Raw genomic sequence first — 22,646 nt, 5'->3', positions numbered from 1 at the left:
GAGGCGTCGCGCCGGGGCCGGAGAGCATCGTGGCGGCGTGGTGCATGCCCTCGCCGGGAGCGCCGGGAGGCGGAGGCGGGGCCTGGCCCGCGGGGCCGCCGGGAGGCGGGCCCGACAGCATCGTCGCGGCATGGTGCACGCCCTCACCGGGAGCACCGGGAGGCGGCGGCGGGCCGGGCGTCTGCGGCTGCCCGTCCGGGCCGAGCGAGGACACCATCTGCGTAGGGACGTAGCCACCCGCCGGGGCACCGGGCGGTCCCGGCGGCGGCGGAGTCTGCGCGCCGCCACCCCGCGGGGGCTCCGCCTTGCTGGTCGCGGCGTTCGCGATGTCACCGGCGCCGGGCGGGAGCGGCCGACCAGCCGCGTCACGGGCCCCGGGACCGTCCTGCGGATAGCCGTACGAAGCGCCCGGAGGCGGCGGCCCGGGAACCGCGGTCCCCGGAGCGGGCGGCGGGAACGAGGCCCCAGGCACACCAGGACGCTCCGCTGGAGCCGGAGCGGCGGACGGCTGAGCACCAACACCGGGCGCCCCCTGCGGGAACCCGTACGAAGGCCCTGGAGCGGGCGGAGCCGACGGCGGCTGGGCAGCGGCAGCGTCAGGAGCCCCCTGCGGGAAGCCATACGAGGACCCCGGAACCGGCGGAGCCGACGGCGGCTGGGCGGCGGCAGCGTCAGGAGCCCCCTGCGGGAACCCGTACGAAGAACCCGGAACCGGCGGAGCCGACGGCGGCTGAGCGGCGGCAGCGTCGGGCGCACCCTGTGGGAACCCGTACGAAGAACCCGGAACCGGCGGAGCCGACGGCGGCTGGGCGGCTGCAGCTCCGGGCGGGCCCTGTGGGAAGCCGTACGAGGGGGCCTGTGCCGACGGGGGGTGCGCGCCGGCGGCGGGCGCGGGCTGCGGGTGGGCGTAGGAGATCGGGCCGTCCGACGGCGGCGGCGGAGGGGGCGGCGGGATCGTGCCCTGGGGGTAGCCGTACGACGGCGGAGCCGACGGTGGCCGGGCGGCGTCGGGGGGACCCTGCGGGTAGCCGTACGAGGGCGCCTCCGGCTCGTTGCCCAGAGCCGGGGACACCGCCGTCGGCGGCAACTGGCTGCCGCCCGCGATACGGCCCGTCGGCGCGTCCGGCGCGACACCGGACGGCGGCGCGTCCTCGGCGAGCGGCGGCGAGAACACCGTGTCGGGCAGCGGCACCGAACGGTCCTCCTCGTCGCCCACCCCGTTCGTGTCCGTCCCGGCCCACGGCGTCGCATCGGCCGGAACCGGGGGCACGGCATCCCGCGGCTCGGCATGCGCCGCCGCCGGAATCGCGTCCTCGGGCGTCTCGTCGCCCCGCGCCGGAACCGCGTCCGCCGAACGCCGGTCCGCGTCCCCCTTCTTGTCCGCCGCCTCCTGCAACCACTCCGGAGGAGTCAGCAGGAACGACGTCTGGTTCAGGTCCACCCGCTCCGGCGGCCTCGCCGCCTCCGGCTCGGCCGGCGCGTCCGGCAGCCCGTACTCCTCCTCGTAGCGCCGGATCACCTCGCCCACCGGCAGCGAGGGCCACAGCGAGGCGTCCCCGCTGTCCCGCGCGATCACGAGGCGCTGCCGCCCGCCGTCGGACACCGGACCGGTCTCCCGGTCCTCCGCCCACACGACGAAGCCCAGCTCGAACTCCCGCACCCGCACCTCACGGTGCGAGGACGCGGGCACGTCCCCGTTGATCCATTCCTCGGCGCGCTCCTGCGCCTGCGCGAACGTCACCATCGCAAGCTCACTCCCCACCGGTGACCGGAACGGCACGCGCGAAGCCGCCGTCCACCATCAGATTCGCCACCGTCTCCAACTCCGGCGGACTGCCCGCGAGTCGGGACAGGAAACCGTCGAAATCCCCACCACAGGGCAGCAGCAGCCGCTCCACCCGCTCGGCCACCGGCAGCGCCGCCGTCTCGCCGCTGTCCCGCGCGTCGTCGTACGCGCAGAACCACACGGAGCCGACCGCGTCGCCCCGCACCTTCACGGCGAGCAGCCCACCCTGCACGAACGCGACACCCAGATAGTCCTTCGTCAGGTGATCGCGCAGACACTTGTTCACATACACGAGGTCGTTCACGGCCGCCTCGTCGCGCACCGTGAAGAACGGCTGGTCGACCAGGAGGCCCAACTCGGCGTCCAGGCCCGTCCCGACGGGCGCGCAGCCACCGCCCGCCTTCAGGAACGAGCGGTACGCCCCCGGCAGCCGACACCCCAAGTCCTCTTCCGCGGCGAGCACTTGGCTCTCCGCCACCGCGACCCCGGACTTCGGGAGACCGAAGTGCACGGGCCGCGTGTCCTGCAACGGCCGCGTGCCACGCTTGTGATGGTCCACCGCCGCCGTCGCCAGACCACCGTGGTGCCGCAGCAGCGCCTTCACCTCGACCGGGACCAGTTCGAGGCGGCGCGAGCCGCGCGCGTGGTGCCACGTCCAGCCGTGCGGCGTCGCCACCTGCGGGATCATGTCCCAGAGTTCGTGCCCGGACGCGGCGAGCGCCGCGTTCGCCGACACGTAGTCCGTCAGCCGCAACTCGTCGACACCGAAGCCCTGCGGCGGCTCCGCGATCTCCGCCACGGCGCGGGCGTACGGGGAGAAGTCCGGGAAACCGTCGTCATCCACGCGCACACCGCGCGGATGACGGGCAGCGCGGACCGGGTCCGGGAAGTGCACGACCTGCCCGGCGTAAGCCGCGTTCGGCGGCGCGGCCTGCTGCCCGAGCCGACCTGTCGTCATGGCGGTTGCCCCCTGCGGCGCTGGTGACGGTTGCGGATCCGTCCCGGGGTTGTCCCGGGTCTGCTGCGGACCTGCTCCTGATCCGTACGAATCAAACGACAGCCTATGCGGTTGTGCGACACCGGTCACCGGGCCTCCGGTTCCATGACCAGCAGTCACCTGAGCATCACCACCACGTGACGATCGGGCGTGTCGTCGGGTACCGGCTTCCGCACCCGCAGAACCGTTTGGCAGTCTGTGCAGGCAACCAGGGGGATTGCAGTGGGGAACTGCAGGAGGGGAAACAACAGATGCGCAGCGGTACCGCAGAGGAAACTGCACCCGCGGACGAGCAGCCCGGCGACGACCCGCGCGTCGGCTGGAGCGCCGCCGACGCCGGCGCCGTTCCCACCCTTCGCGTGCGCCGGGACGGCATACTCCCCACCGTCGCCGCCGCCCTGTCCGTCCGGGGCACCACCCTCACCTCGACCGCGGCCCGCGGCGAAAAGGCCCCCACCCTGCACCCGTTGGTCCAGGACTTCCTGGATACGTTGACCAGCGCGCAGCGCGACCGCTTCACCGGGCGCTGCGCCGAGGCCATCCTCGTCTCCCGGCACCTCGCGGCGAGCGACACCGAGCGCGCGGAGAAGTCGAAGCGGGCCCGCCGCAGACCCATGACCATCGGAGAGGCCCGCAAGGCCCTCAAGCAGTCCAAGCTCACCACCCGGCGCATCCGCGAGGACGGGGACCCGCTGCACGGCGGATTCGCCCGCCCCTGTCGCGCCTGTACGGCGCTGACGGCCCACTTCGGCGTCCACGTCGTGGCCCCCGAAACGGACAGCACCCCGCACGACGACAACGAGGCCGCGCACTGATGCCCCACCCCACCTCCCAGGACGCCCGCTTCTCCGACCTGGTCGACGCCACACTGCGCGTCGCCGGGTGGCAGCCGGGCCGCTGGGACATCAAGCAGGCGGAGTTCTGGGCGGACGCGCTGCGCACACACGTGTCGCCCGCCGGCCACCGCCACTCGGTGTTCCCGGCGGCGGTCGAGGCCTGGGCGGAGTTCGGCGGCCTCCACCTGACGCCCACGGGGCCCGGCCGGCACATCGCCCCCGCCCAGCCGCACCTGGACCCCCTGCACGGCCTCCACGCGGCCCGCACCCTCGGCGACCTCGGCCGCGCCCTGGACACGGAACTCGCGCCGCTGGGGGCGGAGTCGGGCACGGAGGCGCTGCTGGCGATCGACACGGAGGGCCGCATCTACGCCCTCGACCACAGCGGCGACTGGTACCTGGGCCCCGACATAGACGAGGCCCTCGCCACCCTGATCACGGGCCTCCAACCGCCCCGCCTTGCCCCTCCGGGGGGAACGGGGGCGTAACCGAGGGGCTTGATCCACCCGCCCGGCCCCGACCCGCCTAGGACGCCGCCGGCAGGACCGCCGAGACGCGGAAGCCGCCCGCGTCCGTCGGGCCCGACACGAAGACGCCGCCGAGGACGGCCACGCGTTCCTTCATGCCCACCAGACCGTTCCCCCCGGAAGGCAGCCCGGCCGACGCCGCGGCGTCCGGTTCCGGCGGCGGCTCGTTCTCCACCTGCATCGCCACCTCGGCCCCACGGTGCGCGAGCCGCACATACGTCTTCGCGCCCGCCGCGTGCTTGTGCACGTTCGTCAACGCCTCCTGGACGACCCGGTAAGCCGTCTGCTCCACCGCCGCCGCATACCCCGGCGACTCCCCCTCCACAGACACCTCCACCACCATCCCGGCCGCCCGCGACTGCCCGACCAGATCCTCCAGCTCGGTCAGCCACGGCCCGACCCCCGCCTCCGCCTCGGCCCGCGAGGCCGCCGCCGCCGCGGCCACCCCCACCGCCTCCAACGGCATCCGGTCCGCACGCCGCGGCACCGGCTCCCCGGCCCGCAGCACCCCCAACATCTCCCGCAGCTCGGTGAGCGCCTGCCGGCCCATGTCCCCGACCAGCGCCGCGTTCTTCACGGCCTTCTCGGGGTCCTTGCGCGCAACCGCCTGCAACGCCGCCGCGTGCACCACCATCAACGACACCCGGTGCGCCACCACGTCGTGCATCTCCCGCGCGATCCGGGTCCGCTCCTCACCCCGCGCCCACTCGGCCCGCTCCTCGGCCCGCTCCGCGAGCAGCCCCAGCTCCCGCTCCAGCGACTCGTTCCGCTCCTGCAGCGAGTCCATCAGCCGGCGCCGCGCCCCCACGTAGAGCCCGAGCAGCAACGGCGGAGCCGTCACCCCGAGCGCCGTGGTGATCGCGAGGAACGGCACGACCCAGTTGGCCACCTGGAACGTGTCCGCGTGCGCCGCGGAGTCCTGCTGCACCCGCACCACCGACACGATCAACGTGCCCAGGAACGACATGCCCGCGAGCGCCCCGATGATCCGCCGCGGCACCTCCGACGCCGCCAGCGAGTACAGCCCGACGACCGTCAGGAGCACGCCCATCTGCGCCGGCGTCACCGCCACCGAGATCAGCACCACGGCGATCGGCCACTGCCGCCGCAGCACGAGCGTGGACCCGGTCAGCGCCCCGAACAGAACACCCACCCAGACCGGCAGCCCGGCCTTGTGCGCGAACGGCACTCCCTCCACGGCGCACTCCACCGCGGACGCCACCGCCAACCCCACATCCAGCGCGGCGGCCCTGCGCCGCGCCCACCACCACGGCCCCCCGGCCGCGGCTCGGTGAACTTCCCCCGCTGTGGTCATGCCTTCCAGACTACGGGCGTCGGGTGCCCGTTTTCCGGTGAGTTTTACGTAGTGGTCTCCACCACCCCACTCCGTACGACTCACATTGTGGATAACTCGACCACGCGAACTGATGATCCGTAATCGAACACCCACCGGACGCGGGGATTCCGCCGGAGTCTGTTGCTCATGACACAGGCCACAGGCAAGTACGCGGACTTCGAGGCGCTACGGGAGCGGGCGCTCGCGCTGCGCCGCCAGGGGCTCAGCCGCCGCCAGATCCGCGACCTGATCCACGTCGACAACAACGACATCCTCAACCGCCTCCTGGAAGGCGAGCCTCCGCCGGACTGGACCCGGCGCCCCAACGCCAAGGACGACCTACGCGACCGAGCGCGCGAGCTGCGCCTCCAGGGCTGGACGTACGACCAGATCCAGGTCGAGCTGGGCTGCTCGAAGGGCGCGATCTCGCTGTGGGTACGGGATCTACCGAAGCCGGAGCGCCGCGACCCGTCAGAGCAGGCGAAGTTGGCAGCACGGAAGCGGTGGGAACACGAGCACACCGTGCGGGACGCCGAGCGGCGGCAAGCCAAGGAAGCGGCGCTTACGGCAGTCGGGCAGATGACGGAACGAGAGCTCTTTCTCACCGGCGTAGCGCTCTACTGGGCCGAGGGCACCAAGGACAAGCCGTACGACCGCCGAGAAACCGTCACTTTCGTCAACAGCGACCCCGGCATGATTCAGACGTTCCTCGCCTGGCTGGACCTACTTGGCATCGACCGCGAACGATTGCGCTTCTGCGTGATGATTCACGAGACCGCCGACGTGACCGGCGCCGAGCGCTACTGGAGCGAGCTCGCAGGCGCCGACCCCAACGCCTTCTACAAGACGACGATCAAGAAGCACAACCCCAAGACCGTACGGAAAAACGTCGGCGACACCTACCGTGGATGCCTCGTGATCAAAGTCTTGCGGAGCGCTGACTTGTACCGTCGCATTGAAGGCTCTTGGTACGGCATAGTAGGAGCCGCCTCCGCGCACAGCCGAGAGAATCGGACATAGCGGGACGAGCTATCCCGGGTCGTCTAATGGCAGGACAAATGGTTTTGGTCCATTGAATGAGGGTTCGATTCCTTCCCCGGGAGCACAGTGGCGGGGCCCACCGGAAACGGTCGGGCCCCGCCCCCCTGCCCGGCCCAAAACGCCCCGGTATCCTGCGGATGTCCACCCCACAACGCATCCGACGCCGAAGGGCCCACCCGTGAGCAGCGCCAACACCCCGGCAGCCGTCGTCGTACTCGCAGCGGGTGAGGGCACCCGTATGAAGTCGGCCACCCCGAAAGTCCTCCACGAACTCTGTGGCCGTTCGCTCGTCGGTCATGTGCTCGCCGCCTCCCGCGAGTTGGAGCCCGCGCAGCTCGTCGTGGTCGTCGGCCACGAGCGGGAGAAGGTCGCCGCGCATGTGAACGCGGTCGACGCCGAGGCCCGCACCGCCGTGCAGGCGGAGCAGAACGGCACGGGGCACGCCGTACGGATGGGGCTCGAAGGCCTCAACCCCGACAACGGCCTGGAGGGCACCGTCGTCGTGGTCTGCGGCGACACCCCGCTGCTCACCGGCGAGACGCTCAAGGCGCTGGCCGCCACGCACGCCGCCGACGGCAACGCCGTGACCGTGCTGACCGCCGAGGTCCCCGACGCCACCGGCTACGGCCGGATCGTCCGGGACAACGTCTCGGGCGCCGTCACCGCGATCGTCGAGCACAAGGACGCGACCGAGGCGCAGCGTGCGATCGGCGAGATCAACTCGGGTGTGTTCGCGTTCGACGGGCGGCTGCTCGTCGAGGCGCTGAGGAAGGTGCGGACGGACAACTCCCAGGGCGAGGAGTACCTCACCGACGTGCTCGGGATCCTGCGTGAGGCGGGCCATCGGGTCGGCGCCTCCGTCGCGCTCGACCACCGTGAGATCGCCGGTATCAACAACCGTGTGCAGCTGGCCGAGGCCCGCCGCACCCTCAATGACCGCCTCCTTGAGCGGGCGATGCTCGCCGGTGTCACGATCGTCGACCCGGTCAGCACGCTCGTCGATGTCACGGTGACGTTCGAGCGCGACGCGACGGTCCTGCCGGGCACGCAGCTGCACGGTGCCACGCACCTCGCCGAGGGCTCCGTGGTCGGCCCCAACTCCCGTCTCACGGACACCCGCGTGGGTGCGGGGGCCCGGGTCGACAACACGGTCGCGTACAGCGCGGAGGTGGGCGCGGAGGCGTCCGTCGGCCCGTTCGCGTATCTGCGTCCGGGTGCCCGGCTCGGTCTGAAGTCGAAGATCGGGACGTTTGTCGAGGCGAAGAACTCGTCGATCGGTGAGGGCACGAAGGTGCCGCACCTGTCGTACGTGGGGGACGCGACGATCGGTGATTTCACCAACATCGGTGCCGCCAGCGTCTTCGTGAACTACGACGGGGAGAACAAGCACCACTCCACCGTGGGGTCCCACTGCAAGACGGGATCGGACACCATGTTTGTGGCGCCTGTCACCATCGGGGACGGCGCGTACACCGCCGCCGGGTCCGTGATCACGAAGGATGTGCCGCCCGGTTCGCTGGCCGTGGCGCGGGGCCAGCAAAGGAATATCGAGGGTTGGGTGGCTCGAAAGCATCCGGGAAGCGCGGCCGCGAGGGCTGCCGAGGCGGCCTCCCGGAATCCGGAAACCGCGGACTGACGTGGTCTGACCGGAAACAGGTGCGCCCGACACGGCGTACCGTGATAGGTGCTCACGATTCGCCTGGCTCGCTGCTAATGGGACGCGCGGGCAGCTGCGGCGGACGAACTCGTCTGAGGAGACTAGTGCTGTGACCGGGCTTAAGACGCAGGGCGAGAAGAAGATGATGTTCTTCTCCGGCCGCGCCCACCCCGAACTTGCCGAGGAGATCGCGCACCAGCTCGGTGCCGGGATCGTCCCGACCAAGGCTTTCGATTTCGCCAACGGCGAGATCTACGTCCGCTACCAAGAGTCCGCTCGCGGCGCCGACTGCTTTCTGATCCAGAGCCACACGGCTCCGATCAATAAGTGGATCATGGAGCAGTTGATCATGATCGACGCGCTGAAGCGCGCGTCGGCCCGCTCCATCACCGTCATCGTGCCGTTCTACGGTTACGCGCGGCAGGACAAGAAGCACCGCGGACGTGAACCGATCTCGGCGCGTCTGATCGCGGATCTGATGAAGACCGCGGGTGCGCACCGCATCCTCACGGTCGACCTGCACACGGACCAGATCCAGGGCTTCTTCGACGGCCCGGTGGACCACCTGTTCGCGCTGCCGATCCTGGCGGACTACGTGGGCGCGAAGGTGGACCGGTCCAAGCTGACCGTGGTCTCCCCCGACGCCGGCCGCGTGCGCGTGGCCGACCGCTGGTGCGACCGGCTCGGCGCGCCGCTGGCGATCGTGCACAAGCGCCGCGACAAGGACGTCGCCAACCAGGTGACCGTCCACGAGGTCGTCGGTGACGTGAAGGGCCGCGTCTGTGTGCTCGTCGACGACATGATCGACACCGGTGGCACGATCTGCGCCGCCGCGGACGCGCTGTTCGCGCACGGCGCCGAGGACGTCATCGTGACGGCGACGCACGGTGTGCTCTCCGGTCCCGCCGCGGACCGTCTGAAGAACTCGAAGGTCAGCGAGTTCGTCTTCACGGACACGCTGCCGACCCCGGGCGAGCTGGAGCTCGACAAGATCACGGTCCTGTCGATCGCCCCGACGATCGCCTCCGCGGTGCGCGAGGTCTTCGAGGACGGCTCGGTGACCAGCCTCTTCGAGGGCGAAGCCTGATCGTCGTAGGGATCTCACGCTAGAAGATCCATTTGGGTGCGGCCTCCCCCGCCGAGTAGACTGCTGAAGTTGCTCGGCGAGGGAGGCCGTACTTTTTGGTACGGCTGTCCGTTATCGACGCGCTCTTCGTAGCAGGCCGTTCGTGGCCGGGTGACCAGTCCCTTTTTTGGGATTTCCCTAGTTCTACGAGGAGTTGAAGAGCATGTCCGAGGTCAAGCTTTCCGTCCAGACCCGCACCGAGTTCGGCAAGGGTGCCTCCCGCCGTCTGCGCCAGGTCGAGAAGGTTCCCGGTGTCGTCTACGGCCACGGCAACGAGCCGCAGCACATCACGCTCGACTCGCACGCCCTGATGCTGGCCCTGCGTACGCCGAACGTCCTGATCAACCTGGACATCGACGGCAAGAGCAACGAGCTGGTCATCCCGAAGTCCGTGCAGCGTGACGCGATCACGAGCTTCCTGGTCCACGTCGACCTGCTCCAGGTGAAGCGCGGCGAGAAGGTCACCGTCGAGCTCCCGATCCACACCGAGGGCGAGCTGGCCCCGGGTGGCAACCTGCTCGAGCACGTGCTGAACACGCTGTCGGTCGAGACCGAGGCCACGCACATCCCCGAGTCGGTCACCGTCTCCGTCGAGGGCCTCGAGGCCGGTGCCTCGGTCCACGCCAAGGACATCACGCTGCCCAAGGGCACCACGCTGGCCACCGACGAGGACGCCGTCGTGCTCCAGGTCCTGGCCGCGCAGGCCGAGGAGGCCCCGGCCGACGCCGCGGGCGACGAGGCCGCCGCGGAGGCCTGAGCCTTCAGGGTTCGACCCGTACGGGGTGGTGGGCACGGCCCACCACCCCGTATCGCTGTATCTACGCACCCGACGTACACCTAAGGAATGTGCATGTCCGACGAGAACGCTCCCTGGCTGATCGCCGGGCTGGGCAACCCTGGCCCCGAGTACGCGATGAACCGGCACAACGTCGGCTTCATGGTGGCCGATCTGCTGGCGCGGCGGATGGGCGCCAAGTTCAAGCGGGCGACCAAGGGGCAGGCGCAGGTCGTCGAGGGGCGGATCGGCCCGCCGGGCCCGCTGAACCGTCGGGTGATCCTGGCGAAGCCGATGTCGTTCATGAACGTCTCGGGTGGTCCCGTGACGGCGCTGTGCGACTTCTACAAGGTGCCGACGGAGCACATCGTGGCGATCCACGACGAGCTGGACATCGACTACGGCGTGCTGCGTCTGAAGCTGGGCGGTGGCGACAACGGGCACAACGGCCTGAAGTCGATCACGAAGTCGCTGGGCTCCGACTACCACCGGGTGCGGTTCGGGATCGGTCGTCCGCCGGGCCGGATGCAGGTGGCGGACTACGTGCTCAAGGACTTCTCGTCGACGGAGCGCAAGGAACTCGACTACTTCGTGGACCGCGCGGCCGACGCCGCGGAGGCGCTGGTGATCGAGGGCCTGGAGCGGGCCCAGTCGACGTACAACTCCTGACCTGTACCGACTTGTCGGGGGCGGGATCCGGCCGGGAGTTGACCGTACGCGGGGTCATGGCCAAGGATCCCGGCCATGTTGCCTGTTGCCCGTCAAGTCGCGGCGGCCACGGTCGCCGCGTTGCTGCTGATCGCCGGCGTGTGGGCCTCGTGGGGCGCGGCGCAGCACGTGATGTTCCCGACGGGCCGTGAGCGCGGCACGATGACGGTGAGCCGGTGCGCGGACGCGACCTGCGCCGGCCCGTTCTCGCCCGCCTCCCCCACCGCCGTGCGGCATCCGAGCGTGACGATCGACCGCTCGATCGGGGAGAAGAAGGGCGCGCGCTTCCCCGTGGTCCTCAAGCCGAGTTCGACGTCGGCGGTGCGTGCGGGCACCGCCGGCTTTCTGCACGCCTGGGTGCCGCTGGGCGGCGCGCTGTTGCTCGCGTCGGTGGTGCTCGCGGGCGGGATACGCGACCGGCGCCTCACGTGGATCACGGGAGGCGCCGGAATCGCGCTGCTGACGGCGGCCTTCGCCGCCCTGAGCTTCTAGGACAGGGCCTGGATCAGCCGGTGTTGCGCAGGCCCGCGGCCACGCCGTTCACGGTGAGCAGCAGGGCCCGGCCGAGCGTCGGGTCCGGGGTCTCGTCCGCGGCCGCCGCGTCGCGCTGCCGCTTGAGCAGGGCGACCTGGAGGTACGAGATCGGGTCGAGGTAGGCGTCGCGGATCGCGAACGTCTGCTTCAACACGGGCTGTGCGTCGAGGAGTTCGCTGCCTCCGGTGATGCGCAGCACCTCGGCGACGGTCAGCTCGTGCTCGGTCACGATGGCGTCGAAGACGTGCTTGAGGTTGTCGGGCACGAGCGTGTCGACGTAGTGGCGGGCGATCCGCAGGTCCGTCTTGGCGAGCGTCATCTCGACGTTGGAGATGAAGTTGCGGAAGAAGTGCCACTGCTCGTGCATCTCGTCGAGCATGGTGTCCAGGCCCGCCTCGCGCAGCGCCTTGAGGCCGGAGCCGACGCCGAACCAGCCGGGGACGATCTGCCGGGACTGGGTCCAGCCGAACACCCACGGGATGGCCCGCAGGCCGTCGAGCGAGATGCCCGAGCCGGGGCGGCGCGAGGGCCGCGAGCCCAGGTGCAGGTCGGCGAGCTGGTCGACGGGCGTGGAGGCGAGGAAGTAGTTCGGCAGGTCCGGGTCCTCGACGAGCCCCCGGTAGGCGGTGTGGGCCGCGTCGCTCACCACGTCCATCGCGGCGTCCCAGCGGGCGAGGGCCTCGTCGGACTGGCGCGGCGCCGTGTGCAGGGCGGAGGCCTGCAGCGTGGCCGCGACGGTCAGTTCCAGGTTCTCGCGGGCCAGGGACGGCACCAGGTACTTGTCGGAGATGACCTCGCCCTGCTCGGTCACCTTGATCTCGCCCTCCAGGGTTCCCCAGGGCTGGGCGAGGATCGCGTCGTGCGAGGGGCCGCCGCCGCGGCCGACGGTGCCGCCGCGGCCGTGGAAGAGGCGCAGGCGCACGCCGTAGCGGTGGGCGACGTCGCGCAGTCGACGCTGGGCGCGGTGGATCTCCCACTGCGACGTGGTGATGCCGCCGAACTTGGAGGAGTCGGAGTAGCCGAGCATGACCTCCTGCACGTCCCCGTTGAGCGCGACGAGGCGCCGGTAGGACGGGTCGGAGAGCATGTCCTCCAGGATCGTGTCGGCGGCCTTCAGCTCGTCGGTCGTCTCCAGGAGCGGCACGATGCCGATCTTGGCCCAGCCCGCGTGCAGGTCGATGAGGCCCGCCTCGCGCGCGAGGACGGTCGCGGCGAACACGTCGTCGGCGCCCTGGCACATCGAGATGATGTACGACTCGATGACCTCGGGCCCGAACACTTCGAGGGCGCGCTGGATCGTGTGGAAGACGCCGAGCGTCTTCTCGCCCGCGGCGTCGAGCGGCGCCGGGGTCGGGGCCAGCGGACGGCGGGAGCGGAGCTCCTTGGCGAGCAGCTTGCCGCGGTACTCGCGCGGCATGTCCGCGTACCGCCAGGACTCCTCGCCGAGCCGGTCGAAGAGCTGGCCGAGCGTGTGGTGGTGGGCGTCGGCGTGCTCGCGCACGTCCATCGTGGCGAGCTGCAGACCGAAGGCGGAGAGCGTACGGATCGTACGGTTCATGCGGCCTTCGGCGAACAGTCCGCCGCGGTGCTCGCGCAGCGAGGTCTGGATGAGCGTCAGGTCGTGCAGCAGCTCGGCGGTGCCGAGGTAGTCGCGGCCTTCGTGGTGCGGAGTGTTCTTGGCGAGCCGCGTCTTGGTGTTCTCCAGCTTCTGCCGGATCGCGGTGGCCTTGAGCCGGTAGGGCTCCTCCGCGTTGAGCCGCTTGTAGCGGGGGCTGATCTCCGGGAGGCGCTCCAGGTCGCACTGGAGCGAGGTGAGCAGCTCCTCGGTGGCGCCCGTGTAGCGGATCGAGTTCGACAGGAAGCCGCGCAGCTCGTCGATCATGTCGAGCGCGTCGTTGATGCCGTGCTCGTGCTGGAGGATCAGGACGTCCCAGGTGACCTGCGGCGTCACGTTCGGGTTGCCGTCGCGGTCGCCGCCGATCCAGGTGCCGAAGGTGAGCGGCCGGCTGTCCTCGGGGAGCTTGAAGCCGACGCGCTCCAGCTCGGCGGTGAGGTCCTCAAGGACGTCGCCGACGGCGCCGGCGTGCAGCTCGTCCAGGTAGTAGATCGCGTTGCGGGACTCGTCCGTGACCTCGGGGCGCACGACACGCAGCTCGTCGGTCTGCCACACCAGGTCGATGTTCTCGGCGAGGCGGGTGTCGTAGCGGCGCCGGTCGGTCTCCAGGACCGGGGTCTCCAGGAGCTCGGCGATGCGGCGCAGCTTGTTCAGGACCGAGCGGCGGGCCGCCTCGGTGGGGTGCGCCGTGAAGACGGGTCGTACGTTCAGGTGCTTGACCGTGTCGCGCAGGTGGTCCGGGTCGGCGTCCTTGAGCCGGTCCGCGGTGCGGGCGAGCAGTCCGCCCTCGGCGGCCCGCATGGCGCGCAGCTCGCGGCCACGGTGCACCTGCTCCGTCACATTGGCCAGGTGGAAGTACGTGGAAAAGGCGCGGACCAGCTTGGCCGCGGTGTCCAGCTCGGTGCCGCGCAACAGCTCGGCGGCGGCCTCGCCGTCCTCGCGGGTCAGGCGGCGGACCTTTTCTACCAGCTCGAGCAGCTCCGGGCCCTCCTGGCGGACGAGGGTCTCGCCCAGCAGGTCACCGAGCCGACGGATGTCGGCGCGCAGCTCGGGGGTGGTGCTCGTCGCAGCGGTCTGTTCGTCGGCACTGCTCACAGGTGCGGCTCCTTGCAATGGTGAAGCACGTGGCACGTCGGGAGGGAGGATCCCCGGATCCGGGTACGTAACCCAGGGAGGAGATTCAGAGCGGACCGCGCTGTCCGACCGATTCCAAGGATATGTGCCACCGCCGACGGCGAGGTGGGAGCCTCGTGCCGCCCGGCTGCACGCTTACATACTTACGGTGCCGTAGGTTGCGGAACCGTAAGCAAGCTGTCCGCGGATCCCCGTGGATCTCCTGACCCGTCTCAGCCCGTCTCAACCCTCGACTTACAGGGGACCCCCATGGCCACCAGTACCGATGTGCTCGAAGACGCCCCCGGACCGGCGTCAGGACCGCCCGTCACCTCGCATTCTGCGACACTCGGCGGCGAACAGAAGCGTTCAGTGGAGCAGATCACACTGCTCCTGTTCATCGCCGTCCCGTTCCTTGCGGTGCTCGCGGCGTTGCCGCTGGCCTGGGGCTGGGGAGTGAGTTGGCTCGACCTCGGGCTGCTCGTCGTCTTCTACTTCGTCGGCTGCCACGGCATCACGATCGGTTTCCACCGGTACTTCACGCACGGTTCCTTCAAGGCGAAGCGCCCGCTGCGGATCGCGCTGGCGGTCATGGGCTCGCTGGCGGTGGAGGGCCCGGTCGTGCGCTGGGTCGCCGACCACCGCAAGCACCACAAGTTCTCCGACGCCGACGGCGACCCGCACTCGCCGTGGCGGTACGGGGAGACGGTTCCCGCCCTGCTGAAGGGCCTGTGGTGGGCGCACATGGGCTGGATGTTCAACGAGGAGCAGACCTCGCAGGAGAAGTACGCCCCTGACCTGGTCAAGGACCCGGCGATCCGCGCGGTCTCCCGGCAGTTCATCGCGTGGGCGGCGCTGTCGCTGTTCCTGCCGGGGCTGATCGGCGGCCTGGTGACGATGTCGTGGTGGGGCGCGTTCACGGCGTTCTTCTGGGGTTCTCTCGTGCGGGTGGCGCTGCTGCACCACGTGACGTGGTCGATCAACTCGATCTGCCACGCCGTCGGCAAGCGCCCCTTCAAGTCCCGCGACCGCTCGGGCAATGTGTGGTGGCTGGCCGTCCTGTCCTGCGGCGAGTCCTGGCACAACCTGCACCACGCGGACCCGACGTCGGCGCGGCACGGGGTGGAGCGCGGCCAGATCGACTCCTCGGCCCGCTTCATCCGCTGGTTCGAGCTGCTGGGCTGGGCGCACGACGTGCGCTGGCCGTCCGCGGACCGCATCGCCTCCCGGCGCAAGGAGCAGGTCGCCGACGCGGCCTGACCACCACACGGCATGATGGAAGACGTGGCGACCGACTCAAGCACCCCGAGCAATTCGAGCAGCGACAGGCCGGACCGGCCCGAGAAGGCTCGGCGCACGCGCAGAACGCGGATGACGGGGGCGGAGCGGCGTCAGCAGCTCCTGGAGATCGGTCGCGTCCTCTTCGCCGCGAAGGGCTTCGAGGGCACGTCGGTGGAGGAGATCGCGGCGAAGGCCGGGGTCTCCAAGCCGGTGGTGTACGAGCACTTCGGCGGCAAGGAGGGCCTGTACGCGGTGGTCGTGGACCGCGAGATGCGCCAGCTCCTGGACATGGTCACGAGTTCGCTGACGGCCGGGCATCCGCGCGAGCTGTGCGAGCAGGCGGCGTTCGCGCTCCTCGACTACATCGAGGAGTACACGGACGGTTTCCGCATCCTGGTCCGCGACTCCCCCATCCCGCAGTCCACGGGCTCCTTCGCCTCGCTCATCTCCGACATCGCGACGCAGGTCGAGGACATCCTGGGCCGCGAGTTCAAGACCCGCGGCTTCGACCCGAAGCTGGCGCCGCTGTACGCGCAGGCGCTGGTCGGGATGGTCGCGCTGACGGGGCAGTGGTGGCTGGATGCCCGTAAGCCGGGGAAGGCGGAGGTCGCGGCGCATCTGGTGAATCTGGCGTGGCACGGTCTCGATGGGCTGGAGCCGAAGCCGCGGCTGATAGGTCACCGGAAGAGTTGAGCCAATCAAGCCCCGCCGTCGGACGGGAGCCAGCGGGGTCCGGGGCGGAGCCCCGGTGCCTCGAGGAACTCGAGGCGGTTGCCCACCGGATCCGCGCAATAGAAGCGGCGGCGGCCCGGCAGCAGGTCGTCCCATTCGACCTCGACCCCCCGCCCGGTCAGCCGTCGCGCGTACGCCTCGATGTCGCGTGCCAGGAGCCCCGGGTGCGCCTTCTTCGCGGGGCGGAAGTCGCGGTCGATGCCCAGGTGCAGCCGCACCGCCCCCGCCTCGAACCAGCACCCGCCCCGCGCCGCGAGCGCCGGTGGCTTGGGGGTTTCGGTCATGCCGAGGTCGTCGACGTAGAACGACCGCAGGACCTCCTCGCTGCCCGGTGGCGCCGCGAGCTGCACGTGGTCCACGCCGACCAGTGTCATGAGCGGGTCGCCACCACGAAGATCCGCCGGAACGGCAGCACCGTGCCGTGCTCCGTCGCCGGGTACGCCTCGCGGAGCAGATCGCGGTACTCGGTGACGAACGCGTCCCGCGCCTCCGGGTCGTCCGCGAGCGCGGTCAGGACGGGGCGCAGGCCGGTGCCCTTGACCCAGTCGAGGACCGGGTCGGGGCCCGCGAGGAGGTGCAGGTACGTCGTCTCCCAGGCGTCCACCTCGCAGCCGAGGCCGGCGAGCCGCTCCAGGTAGGCCGCGGGCGTGAGCACCGCGTCTCCGTGGCGCAGCACTCCGGCCAGCCGGTCCTTCCAGGGGGCCGATTCCGCCAGCTCCCGCATCAGGACGTGGCTGGGGGCGTCGAAGTTGCCGGGCACCTGGAAGGCGAACGTGCCGCCGGGGGCCACCGCGTCGATCCACCGGGGGAAGGCGTCGGCGTGGTCCGGGACCCATTGCAGCGTCGCGTTCGACACGAGCAGGTCGTACGTCTCCGTGGGCGACCAGTCGGCCGCGTCCGCGTACGCGAAGTCGAGGCGGTCGCTCGCGTGGGCGGCCGCCTTCTCCAGCATCTCCGGCGAGTTGTCGTAGCCGGTGACGCGGGCCGTGGGCCAGCGTTCGGCGAGCAGCGTCGTGACGTTGCCTGGGCCGCAGCCGAGGTCGGCGATGCGGGCGGGTTCCCCCGGCAGGGCGGGGACGCGGGCGAGCAGGTCGACGAAGGGGCGGCCGCGATGACCTGCGTGCCGGAGGTACTGCTGGGGGTCCCAGGTGGGTGCGGATGTCATACCGTCAAGCGTCGGCCGCAAGTATCTCGATGTCAAGATAGTCGACCTCAAGAGACTTCATGTCGACACACCCCCTACACTGATCGTCATGGAGGACGAGGTCGACCGTCTGGTCTCAGCGTGGCGCCGAGAGCGCCCCGACCTCGACGTGGAGCCCCTTGAGGTGCTCAGTCGGGTCAGCAGGCTCGCGCGCCATCTCGACCGGGCCCGCCGCCTGGCCTTCTCCGAGCACAACCTGGAGCCGTGGGAGTTCGACGTCCTGACGGCGCTGCGCCGCGCGGGCACCCCGTACCAGCTCTCCCCCGGTCAGCTGCTCACGCAGACCCTGGTGACGTCCGGCACGATGACCAACCGCATCGACCGGCTCGCCAAGAAGGGCCTCGTCGAGCGCCTGCCGGACCCCAGCGACCGCCGCGGTGTCCTGGTGCGCCTCACGGGCGAGGGCCAGAACCGCGCCGACCAGGCGCTCTCCGGGCTGCTCGATCAGGAGCGGGCGATCCTGGCGGAGCTCTCCCGAGGGGACCGGGTGGAATTGGCGTCGCTGCTGCGGCAGTTGACCGCGCCGTTCGACAACATTCCTGGTTGACGCTGGTTGACGTCACGGGGCTCCGCCCCGGACCCCGCGCCTCAATCGCCGGCGGGGCTTGAATGGCTCAGCTGGCTGCCTCCAGGTCGACCGGGCCCACGCCTGCCCTGCGTGCGAGGGCGACCGCCGCGAGCGTCGAGTGCACGCCGAGCTTGCCCAGCACGTTCTGCATATGGGTCCGCACGGTGTGCGGCGACAGGAACAGCCGCTCCGCCACCGCCTTGCGGCCGAGCCCCGCCACCATGCAGCGCAGCACCTCGCGCTCCCGGGGCGTCAGGGACTCGACGAGCCGCTCGGACTCGGTGCGGTGCTTGCGGGCCGCGGTCAACTCCCGCAGGACGCCCGTGAGCAGCGCCGGCGGCAGATGCGTCTCCTCCCGCAGCACGCCCCGTATGACGGTCAACAGGCGTGACAGGGAACAGTCCTTGGCGACCCAGCCGGACGCCCCCGCCTGCAGCGCGAGCGCCGCACGGCGCGGATCGTCCCGCTCGGCGAGCACCACCGTGCGGACGGCGGGCTGGCCCGAACGGACGCCCGCCACCAGGGAGATGCCGTCGACGAGGCCGTCCTGAGCGGCGCTGTCGGGCACCACCGTCGGCGCGCGCATGCCCTGGAGCGATGCCGCGCCCAGGTCCGCGTCGATCAGCAGCACATCGAATCGGCGCCCCTCCGCGACCGCCCGGTCCAGGCAGCGCAGAGCGGCGGGGCCGCTCCCCGCGGCCGACACGTCGACATCGGGCTCGGCGGCGAGTGCCGCGGCGAGCGACTCGGCGAAGATGCGGTGGTCGTCGACCACAAGGACCCGGATGCGTACCACGTGATTACCCCCTTCCCCGAGCTCCCGGAAGGAGCAGGGGATACCCCATCGTCGGGGAACGGATCAACGCAGGTACGGCGCCCGGAGTGCGGGGCGCCGCGGCCCCACGGCCGCCGCCGTGTGCCGAACCGCTACCCCCGCTCCGGGCGTCGTACCCGGCTGTCTCGCCCCCTGATCGGCACCGGCCCCCACCGGTGCTGTCCTCAGACTAGAGGCGGAGGCCCCGAGGGGAAGTCAATTGGCAGAACTGGTTGGCGGTTGGCGGAGCAGCGACCGTCCTGCGCGTTTATGGTGATGCGCATGTTTCGCATCGAGACAGAAGTCGACAAGGAACGCTCCCTTCTGCTCCGGTCGCTGCTGAGGGAGGCCAACGCGGCGGCGTCACCGGTCCTTGGCGAGCTGCGCGGCACCCCTGCCGACCAGCATGTCCCGCTCCACGTATGGGTGTTGGACGAGGACGGCGCGCTGGTGGCGGGGCTCGACGCGTACACGTGGGCGTTCTGGCTGCACGTGGACATGCTCTGGGTCGCCGAGCCGCACCGCGGCGCGGGCCTCGGCTCCCGGCTCCTCGCGGAGGCGGAGCGCCTCGCGCACGAGGAGCGCGAGTGCCGCGCCTCCCGCGTGGAGACGTGGGACTTCCAGGCCCCGGGCTTCTATCGGCTGCACGGGTACGACGTGGTGTCCGTGATCCCGGACTACCCGCCCGGGATCAAGGAGTTCACGCTGACGAAGCGGCTGGGATGAGCCTTCACGCCTGGCGGCGTGCCCCCGCCGAAGGCACGGCCGGGAACACCCGCGGCGCCGTGAAGCCGGCCTCGCCGAAGGCGGTGGTGATCGCCTTCGTGACGGTGTCGGCGTCGTCCGACTCCACCAGGACGACCGCCGAGCCGCCGAAGCCGCCGCCCGTCATCCGGGCCCCGAGCGCGCCCGAGGTCATCGCCGTGCCGACCACCAGGTCGAGTTCCGGGCAGGAGATGCGCAGATCGTCGCGGAGCGAGACGTGCCCCTGGACGAGGACCGGGCCGATGGCGCGTACGTCACCGGAGTCGAGCAGCTCGATGACGCGCTCGACGCGGTGGTCGTCGGTGACGATGTGGCGGACGTAGCGGACGACCTTCTCGTCGACCCCGGCCAGCTCCAACTCCGCGATGGAGCTGCCCAGTTCGGCGTAGGAGACATCGCGCAGGTGGGTCACGCCGAGGACGCGCGCGCCCTCCTCGCAGCCCGCGCGCCGCTCCGCGTACGCACCGTCGCCCAGCTCGTGCTTGACGCGGGTGTCGACGACGAGGAGTTCGAGGCCGTGGGCCGCCAGGTCGAAGGGGACCTGGCGGATCGACAGGTCGCGGCAGTCGAGGTGCAGGGCGTGCCCCTCGGTGGCGCAGGACGAGGCCATCTGGTCCATGACGCCGCACGGCACACCGACGAAGGCGTTCTCGGCGCGCTGCGCGAGCACCGCCAACTCGGCGCCGGTGAGCCCGAGTTCGTACAGGTCGTTCATCGCGTACGCCGTGACGACCTCAAGGGCGGCCGACGACGAGAGGCCGGCGCCGGTCGGGACCGTGGAGGAGAGGTGGATGTCGGCGCCTGCGACCGCGTGACCCGCGTCGCGCAGCGCCCAGACGACGCCCGCCGGGTACGCGGCCCAGCCGCCCTGGCCGTACTTGCTGAGCGGGGCCAGGTCGTCGACGCGCAGTTCCACGACCGGGGCGTCGATGTCGGCCGAGTGCAGGCGAAGCACGCCGTCCTCGCGCCGGGCCACCGCGGCGACCGCGGTGTGCGGCAGCGCGAGCGGCATGACGAAGCCCTCGTTGAAGTCGGTGTACTCGCCGATGAGGTTGACGCGGCCGGGGGCCGCCCACACTCCGGCGGGCTCGTACCCGTACAGGTCCTTGAACTGGGCGTCGACGGACATCAATGACTCCTACTGCTGCTCACGTGCCTGGGCGAACTCCCAGGCGTCGGCGACGATGCCCGCGAGGTCCGCGCGGGACGGGTTCCAGCCGAGGCGCTCGCGCGCGGCGTCGGCGGAGGCGACCAGGACGGCCGGGTCGCCGCCGCGGCGCGGGGCGACGACCTCGGGGATCGGGTGCCCGGTGACCTGGCGGACGGTCTCGATGACCTCGCGGACCGAGAAGCCGTTGCCGTTGCCGAGGTTACAGATGAGGTGCTCGGCGGGCCGCGCGGCCTCGACGGCGAGGAGGTGGGCCTCGGCGAGGTCGGCGACGTGGATGTAGTCGCGGACGCAGGTGCCGTCGGGCGTCGGGTAGTCGTCGCCGAAGACGTTGATCGACTCGCGCCCGCCCTGGGCGACCTGGAGGACGAGCGGGATGAGGTGCGACTCGGGGTCGTGCCGCTCGCCGCAGCTGCCGTACGCGCCCGCCACGTTGAAGTACCGAAGGGATACGGCAGCCAGTCCGTGCGCGGCCGCCTCTCCCGTGATCATGTGGTCGACCGCGAGCTTCGAGGCGCCGTACGGGGACGTGGGCGCGGTCGGGTCGGACTCGGTGATCGGGGTGTTGACCGGTTCCCCGTACGTGGCCGCGGTCGAGGAGAAGACCAGCTTGCGGACGTCCGCGGCGCGCATCGCGGCGAGCAGCTCCATGGTGCCGCCGACGTTGTTGGCCCAGTACTTCTCGGGCTTCACGACGGACTCGCCGACCTGCGAGAACGCGGCGAAGTGCAGCACGGCGTCGTAGGAGGAGTCGAGCCACTTGCCCGCGTCGCGGATGTCGCCCTCGACGAAGGCGGCGCCCGCGGGCACGCCCTCGCGGAAGCCGGTGGAGAGGTTGTCGAGGACGGTGACCTCGTGGCCCGCCTCGATCAGGTGCTGCGCGACGACGCTGCCGACGTAGCCGGCACCGCCCGTGACCAGGTACTTCTTGGAAACGGCCTTAACCATTACTTGCTCGCTACCTCTCGCAGTCGCTCGGCCGCGGTCTCCGGCGGCACGTCGTTGATGAACACGCTCATGCCGGACTCGGAACCCGCCAGAAACTTCAGCTTGCCGGAAGTGCGTCGGACGGTGAAAAGCTCGAGGTGCAGCGCGAAATCATCGCGGTTGACGCCCTCGAACTCGTCCAGCGAGCCGAACGGGGCCTGGTGCCAGGCCGCGATGTACGGCGTCACCGGCTGGTCCGCGCCGAAGATCCGGTCGAAGCGCCTCAAGAGTTCCAGATAAATCTTGGGGAACTCTGTGCGTGCGTCGTCGTCGAGTGCGAGCAGGTCCGGGACCTGCCGCTTGGGGTAGAGGTGCACCTCGTACGGCCAGTGGGCGGCGTAGGGCACGAAGGCGACCCAGTGCTCGCCGTCGAGGACGATCCGCGAGCCGTCCTCGACCTCCTTCTCCACCACGTCGGCGAAGAGGTTGCGGCCGCCGGTCTGCTCCTTGTGCTCGGCGGCGGAGCGCAGCATCAGGGCCGTGCGCGGGGTGGTGAAGGGGTAGGCGTAGATCTGGCCGTGCGGGTGGCCGAGGGTGACGCCGATCTCGGCGCCGCGGTTCTCGAAGCAGAAGACCTGCTCGACGGAGTCGAGGTGGGAGAGCTCGGCGGTGCGGTCCGTCCAGGCGTCGAGGACGAGTCCCGCCTGCTCCTCGGTCAGATCGGCGAAGGACTTGTCGTGATCGGACGTGAAGCACACCACTTCACACCGCCCCGCGTCCCCGGCGAGCGAGGGGAAGCGGTTCTCGAAGACCACCACGTCGTACGAGGAGTCGGGGATCTCGCTCAGCCGCTCGCCCTCCGAGGGGCACAGCGGGCACTCGTCGGCCGGCGGGTGGTACGTGCGGCCCTGGCGGTGCGAGGCGATCGCCACGGAGTCGCCGAGCAGCGGGTCGCGGCGAACCTCCGACGTGGTGACGGTGGGGTCGAGCGGGCGGCGGTCGGCCGCGTCCCGGACGACGTCGTCGCGCGAGTCGTAATAGATGAGCTCACGACCGTCGGCAAGCCGGGTCGACGTCTTCTTCACGTCCGATGCTCCTCATCACGCCAATCAAACAGAACCAAACACAACAAAGCA

At 70.8% G+C, this 22,646-nt stretch carries 21 protein-coding genes, 1 tRNA gene and 1 pseudogene; 13 read left to right on the top strand and 10 right to left on the bottom strand.

The genetic code is table 11. The features are described 5' to 3' along the window. Both OKJ99_RS32245 and OKJ99_RS32240 read right to left on the bottom strand, forming a co-directional pair. Positions 1–1,744, bottom strand: a pseudogene (locus tag OKJ99_RS32245) (SUKH-4 family immunity protein); the annotation flags it as partial. A gap of 7 nt (positions 1,745–1,751) precedes the next feature. Then, positions 1,752–2,744 carry an SMI1/KNR4 family protein gene (locus OKJ99_RS32240; protein WP_326021535.1) on the bottom strand — a complete coding sequence of 331 codons (993 nt, stop codon included), beginning with the start codon at positions 2,742–2,744 and terminating at the stop codon, positions 1,752–1,754. Positions 2,745–3,034: 290 nt separating this feature from the next. On the opposite strand from OKJ99_RS32240, the gene OKJ99_RS32235 reads away from it, so the two are divergent. Beyond that, a complete protein-coding gene (locus tag OKJ99_RS32235; RefSeq protein ID WP_326021533.1) occupies positions 3,035–3,598 on the top strand; it encodes a YwqJ-related putative deaminase in 564 nt (187 codons plus the stop codon). Then, positions 3,598–4,107: an SUKH-3 domain-containing protein gene (locus tag OKJ99_RS32230; RefSeq protein WP_326021532.1), complete on the top strand. Its 510-nt coding sequence runs from the start codon at positions 3,598–3,600 to the stop codon at positions 4,105–4,107. Before OKJ99_RS32235 ends, OKJ99_RS32230 begins: the two co-directional genes overlap by 1 nt. A gap of 37 nt (positions 4,108–4,144) precedes the next feature. On the opposite strand, the gene OKJ99_RS32225 is transcribed toward OKJ99_RS32230, so the two are convergent. Beyond that, entirely contained in the window at positions 4,145–5,461 is a 1,317-nt protein-coding gene (locus OKJ99_RS32225) for a sensor histidine kinase (RefSeq protein ID WP_326021531.1), read from the bottom strand. Positions 5,462–5,629: 168 nt separating this feature from the next. Here OKJ99_RS32225 and OKJ99_RS32220 point away from each other — a divergent pair, with 168 nt between their 5' ends. The 7 genes from OKJ99_RS32220 (at position 5,630) to OKJ99_RS32190 (ending at position 11,281) form a co-directional block, all read left to right on the top strand. Next, positions 5,630–6,502 (top strand): hypothetical protein, encoded by an 873-nt coding sequence (locus OKJ99_RS32220; RefSeq protein WP_326021529.1) that lies wholly within the window; start codon positions 5,630–5,632, stop codon positions 6,500–6,502. A 12-nt stretch (positions 6,503–6,514) separates the two neighbouring features. Beyond that, positions 6,515–6,585: transfer RNA gene (locus OKJ99_RS32215), tRNA-Gln, on the top strand. Between the two features lie 116 nt (positions 6,586–6,701). Beyond that, positions 6,702–8,159: a bifunctional UDP-N-acetylglucosamine diphosphorylase/glucosamine-1-phosphate N-acetyltransferase GlmU gene (glmU, locus tag OKJ99_RS32210; protein WP_326021528.1), complete on the top strand. Its 1,458-nt coding sequence runs from the start codon at positions 6,702–6,704 to the stop codon at positions 8,157–8,159. Between the two features lie 130 nt (positions 8,160–8,289). Further along, positions 8,290–9,267, top strand: coding sequence for a ribose-phosphate diphosphokinase (locus OKJ99_RS32205; protein WP_326021526.1), 978 nt, complete (start codon positions 8,290–8,292; stop codon positions 9,265–9,267). Between the two features lie 202 nt (positions 9,268–9,469). Continuing rightward, on the top strand, positions 9,470–10,063 hold the full coding sequence (locus OKJ99_RS32200; protein ID WP_326021525.1) for a 50S ribosomal protein L25/general stress protein Ctc: 594 nt from the start codon (positions 9,470–9,472) through the stop codon (positions 10,061–10,063). 87 nt (positions 10,064–10,150) lie between these two features. After that, complete coding sequence (pth, locus tag OKJ99_RS32195; protein WP_326021524.1) at positions 10,151–10,750, top strand: aminoacyl-tRNA hydrolase; 600 nt, start codon at positions 10,151–10,153, stop codon at positions 10,748–10,750. A 75-nt stretch (positions 10,751–10,825) separates the two neighbouring features. Continuing rightward, on the top strand, positions 10,826–11,281 hold the full coding sequence (locus OKJ99_RS32190; RefSeq protein ID WP_326021523.1) for a hypothetical protein: 456 nt from the start codon (positions 10,826–10,828) through the stop codon (positions 11,279–11,281). 13 nt (positions 11,282–11,294) lie between these two features. On the opposite strand, the gene ppc is transcribed toward OKJ99_RS32190, so the two are convergent. Next, positions 11,295–14,033 (bottom strand): phosphoenolpyruvate carboxylase, encoded by a 2,739-nt coding sequence (ppc, locus tag OKJ99_RS32185; RefSeq protein ID WP_326021522.1) that lies wholly within the window; start codon positions 14,031–14,033, stop codon positions 11,295–11,297. A 288-nt stretch (positions 14,034–14,321) separates the two neighbouring features. Between ppc and OKJ99_RS32180 the strand changes: the two genes are divergently transcribed. Further along, complete coding sequence (locus OKJ99_RS32180; protein WP_326021521.1) at positions 14,322–15,311, top strand: acyl-CoA desaturase; 990 nt, start codon at positions 14,322–14,324, stop codon at positions 15,309–15,311. Positions 15,312–15,323: 12 nt separating this feature from the next. Beyond that, entirely contained in the window at positions 15,324–16,025 is a 702-nt protein-coding gene (locus OKJ99_RS32175; RefSeq protein WP_326021519.1) for a TetR/AcrR family transcriptional regulator, read from the top strand. A gap of 5 nt (positions 16,026–16,030) precedes the next feature. On the opposite strand, the gene OKJ99_RS32170 is transcribed toward OKJ99_RS32175, so the two are convergent. Both OKJ99_RS32170 and OKJ99_RS32165 read right to left on the bottom strand, forming a co-directional pair. Further along, positions 16,031–16,438 carry a VOC family protein gene (locus tag OKJ99_RS32170; protein ID WP_326021518.1) on the bottom strand — a complete coding sequence of 136 codons (408 nt, stop codon included), beginning with the start codon at positions 16,436–16,438 and terminating at the stop codon, positions 16,031–16,033. Next, on the bottom strand, positions 16,435–17,229 hold the full coding sequence (locus OKJ99_RS32165) for a trans-aconitate 2-methyltransferase (RefSeq protein WP_326021516.1): 795 nt from the start codon (positions 17,227–17,229) through the stop codon (positions 16,435–16,437). The genes OKJ99_RS32170 and OKJ99_RS32165 overlap by 4 nt, the downstream gene beginning before the upstream one ends. An 88-nt stretch (positions 17,230–17,317) precedes the next feature. Here OKJ99_RS32165 and OKJ99_RS32160 point away from each other — a divergent pair, with 88 nt between their 5' ends. Beyond that, positions 17,318–17,815, top strand: coding sequence for a MarR family winged helix-turn-helix transcriptional regulator (locus OKJ99_RS32160; protein ID WP_326021515.1), 498 nt, complete (start codon positions 17,318–17,320; stop codon positions 17,813–17,815). A 67-nt stretch (positions 17,816–17,882) separates the two neighbouring features. On the opposite strand, the gene OKJ99_RS32155 is transcribed toward OKJ99_RS32160, so the two are convergent. After that, a complete protein-coding gene (locus tag OKJ99_RS32155; protein WP_326021513.1) occupies positions 17,883–18,632 on the bottom strand; it encodes a response regulator transcription factor in 750 nt (249 codons plus the stop codon). A 288-nt stretch (positions 18,633–18,920) separates the two neighbouring features. On the opposite strand from OKJ99_RS32155, the gene OKJ99_RS32150 reads away from it, so the two are divergent. After that, a complete protein-coding gene (locus tag OKJ99_RS32150; RefSeq protein WP_326021511.1) occupies positions 18,921–19,376 on the top strand; it encodes a GNAT family N-acetyltransferase in 456 nt (151 codons plus the stop codon). A 4-nt stretch (positions 19,377–19,380) separates the two neighbouring features. Here the strand turns inward: OKJ99_RS32150 and galK are convergent, their stop codons facing one another. Genes galK through galT form a run of 3 tightly spaced genes read right to left on the bottom strand, consistent with a single transcriptional unit; the run spans position 19,381 to position 22,595 of the window. Further along, on the bottom strand, positions 19,381–20,544 hold the full coding sequence (gene galK / locus OKJ99_RS32145) for a galactokinase (RefSeq protein ID WP_326021510.1): 1,164 nt from the start codon (positions 20,542–20,544) through the stop codon (positions 19,381–19,383). Positions 20,545–20,553: 9 nt separating this feature from the next. Further along, a complete protein-coding gene (gene galE / locus OKJ99_RS32140) occupies positions 20,554–21,531 on the bottom strand; it encodes a UDP-glucose 4-epimerase GalE (protein ID WP_326021508.1) in 978 nt (325 codons plus the stop codon). After that, positions 21,531–22,595 carry a galactose-1-phosphate uridylyltransferase gene (gene galT, locus OKJ99_RS32135; RefSeq protein ID WP_326021507.1) on the bottom strand — a complete coding sequence of 355 codons (1,065 nt, stop codon included), beginning with the start codon at positions 22,593–22,595 and terminating at the stop codon, positions 21,531–21,533. Before galT ends, galE begins: the two co-directional genes overlap by 1 nt. Between the last annotated feature and the right edge of the window lie 51 nt (positions 22,596–22,646).

The organism is Streptomyces endophyticus (assembly GCF_035798155.1).
GTDB lineage: Bacteria > Actinomycetota > Actinomycetes > Streptomycetales > Streptomycetaceae > Streptomyces > Streptomyces endophyticus.
This window is presented reverse-complemented; position numbering and strand designations above follow the sequence as displayed.

Bases quoted from the DNA above. Each gene is read 5' to 3' on its own strand.
- OKJ99_RS32165 (WP_326021516.1), bottom strand. From the start codon at position 17,229: ATGACATCCGCACCCACCTGGGACCCCCAGCAGTACCTCCGGCACGCA.
- OKJ99_RS32220 (WP_326021529.1), top strand. From the start codon at position 5,630: ATGACACAGGCCACAGGCAAGTACGCGGACTTCGAGGCGCTACGGGAG.
- OKJ99_RS32225 (WP_326021531.1), bottom strand. From the start codon at position 5,461: ATGACCACAGCGGGGGAAGTTCACCGAGCCGCGGCCGGGGGGCCGTGG.
- OKJ99_RS32160 (WP_326021515.1), top strand. From the start codon at position 17,318: ATGGAGGACGAGGTCGACCGTCTGGTCTCAGCGTGGCGCCGAGAGCGC.
- OKJ99_RS32150 (WP_326021511.1), top strand. From the start codon at position 18,921: ATGGTGATGCGCATGTTTCGCATCGAGACAGAAGTCGACAAGGAACGC.
- OKJ99_RS32175 (WP_326021519.1), top strand. From the start codon at position 15,324: ATGATGGAAGACGTGGCGACCGACTCAAGCACCCCGAGCAATTCGAGC.
- OKJ99_RS32170 (WP_326021518.1), bottom strand. From the start codon at position 16,438: ATGACACTGGTCGGCGTGGACCACGTGCAGCTCGCGGCGCCACCGGGC.
- galK (WP_326021510.1), bottom strand. From the start codon at position 20,544: ATGTCCGTCGACGCCCAGTTCAAGGACCTGTACGGGTACGAGCCCGCC.
- galE (WP_326021508.1), bottom strand. From the start codon at position 21,531: ATGGTTAAGGCCGTTTCCAAGAAGTACCTGGTCACGGGCGGTGCCGGC.
- pth (WP_326021524.1), top strand. From the start codon at position 10,151: ATGTGCATGTCCGACGAGAACGCTCCCTGGCTGATCGCCGGGCTGGGC.
- OKJ99_RS32200 (WP_326021525.1), top strand. From the start codon at position 9,470: ATGTCCGAGGTCAAGCTTTCCGTCCAGACCCGCACCGAGTTCGGCAAG.
- OKJ99_RS32240 (WP_326021535.1), bottom strand. From the start codon at position 2,744: ATGACGACAGGTCGGCTCGGGCAGCAGGCCGCGCCGCCGAACGCGGCT.
- OKJ99_RS32190 (WP_326021523.1), top strand. From the start codon at position 10,826: ATGTTGCCTGTTGCCCGTCAAGTCGCGGCGGCCACGGTCGCCGCGTTG.
- OKJ99_RS32180 (WP_326021521.1), top strand. From the start codon at position 14,322: ATGGCCACCAGTACCGATGTGCTCGAAGACGCCCCCGGACCGGCGTCA.
- OKJ99_RS32230 (WP_326021532.1), top strand. From the start codon at position 3,598: ATGCCCCACCCCACCTCCCAGGACGCCCGCTTCTCCGACCTGGTCGAC.
- OKJ99_RS32235 (WP_326021533.1), top strand. From the start codon at position 3,035: ATGCGCAGCGGTACCGCAGAGGAAACTGCACCCGCGGACGAGCAGCCC.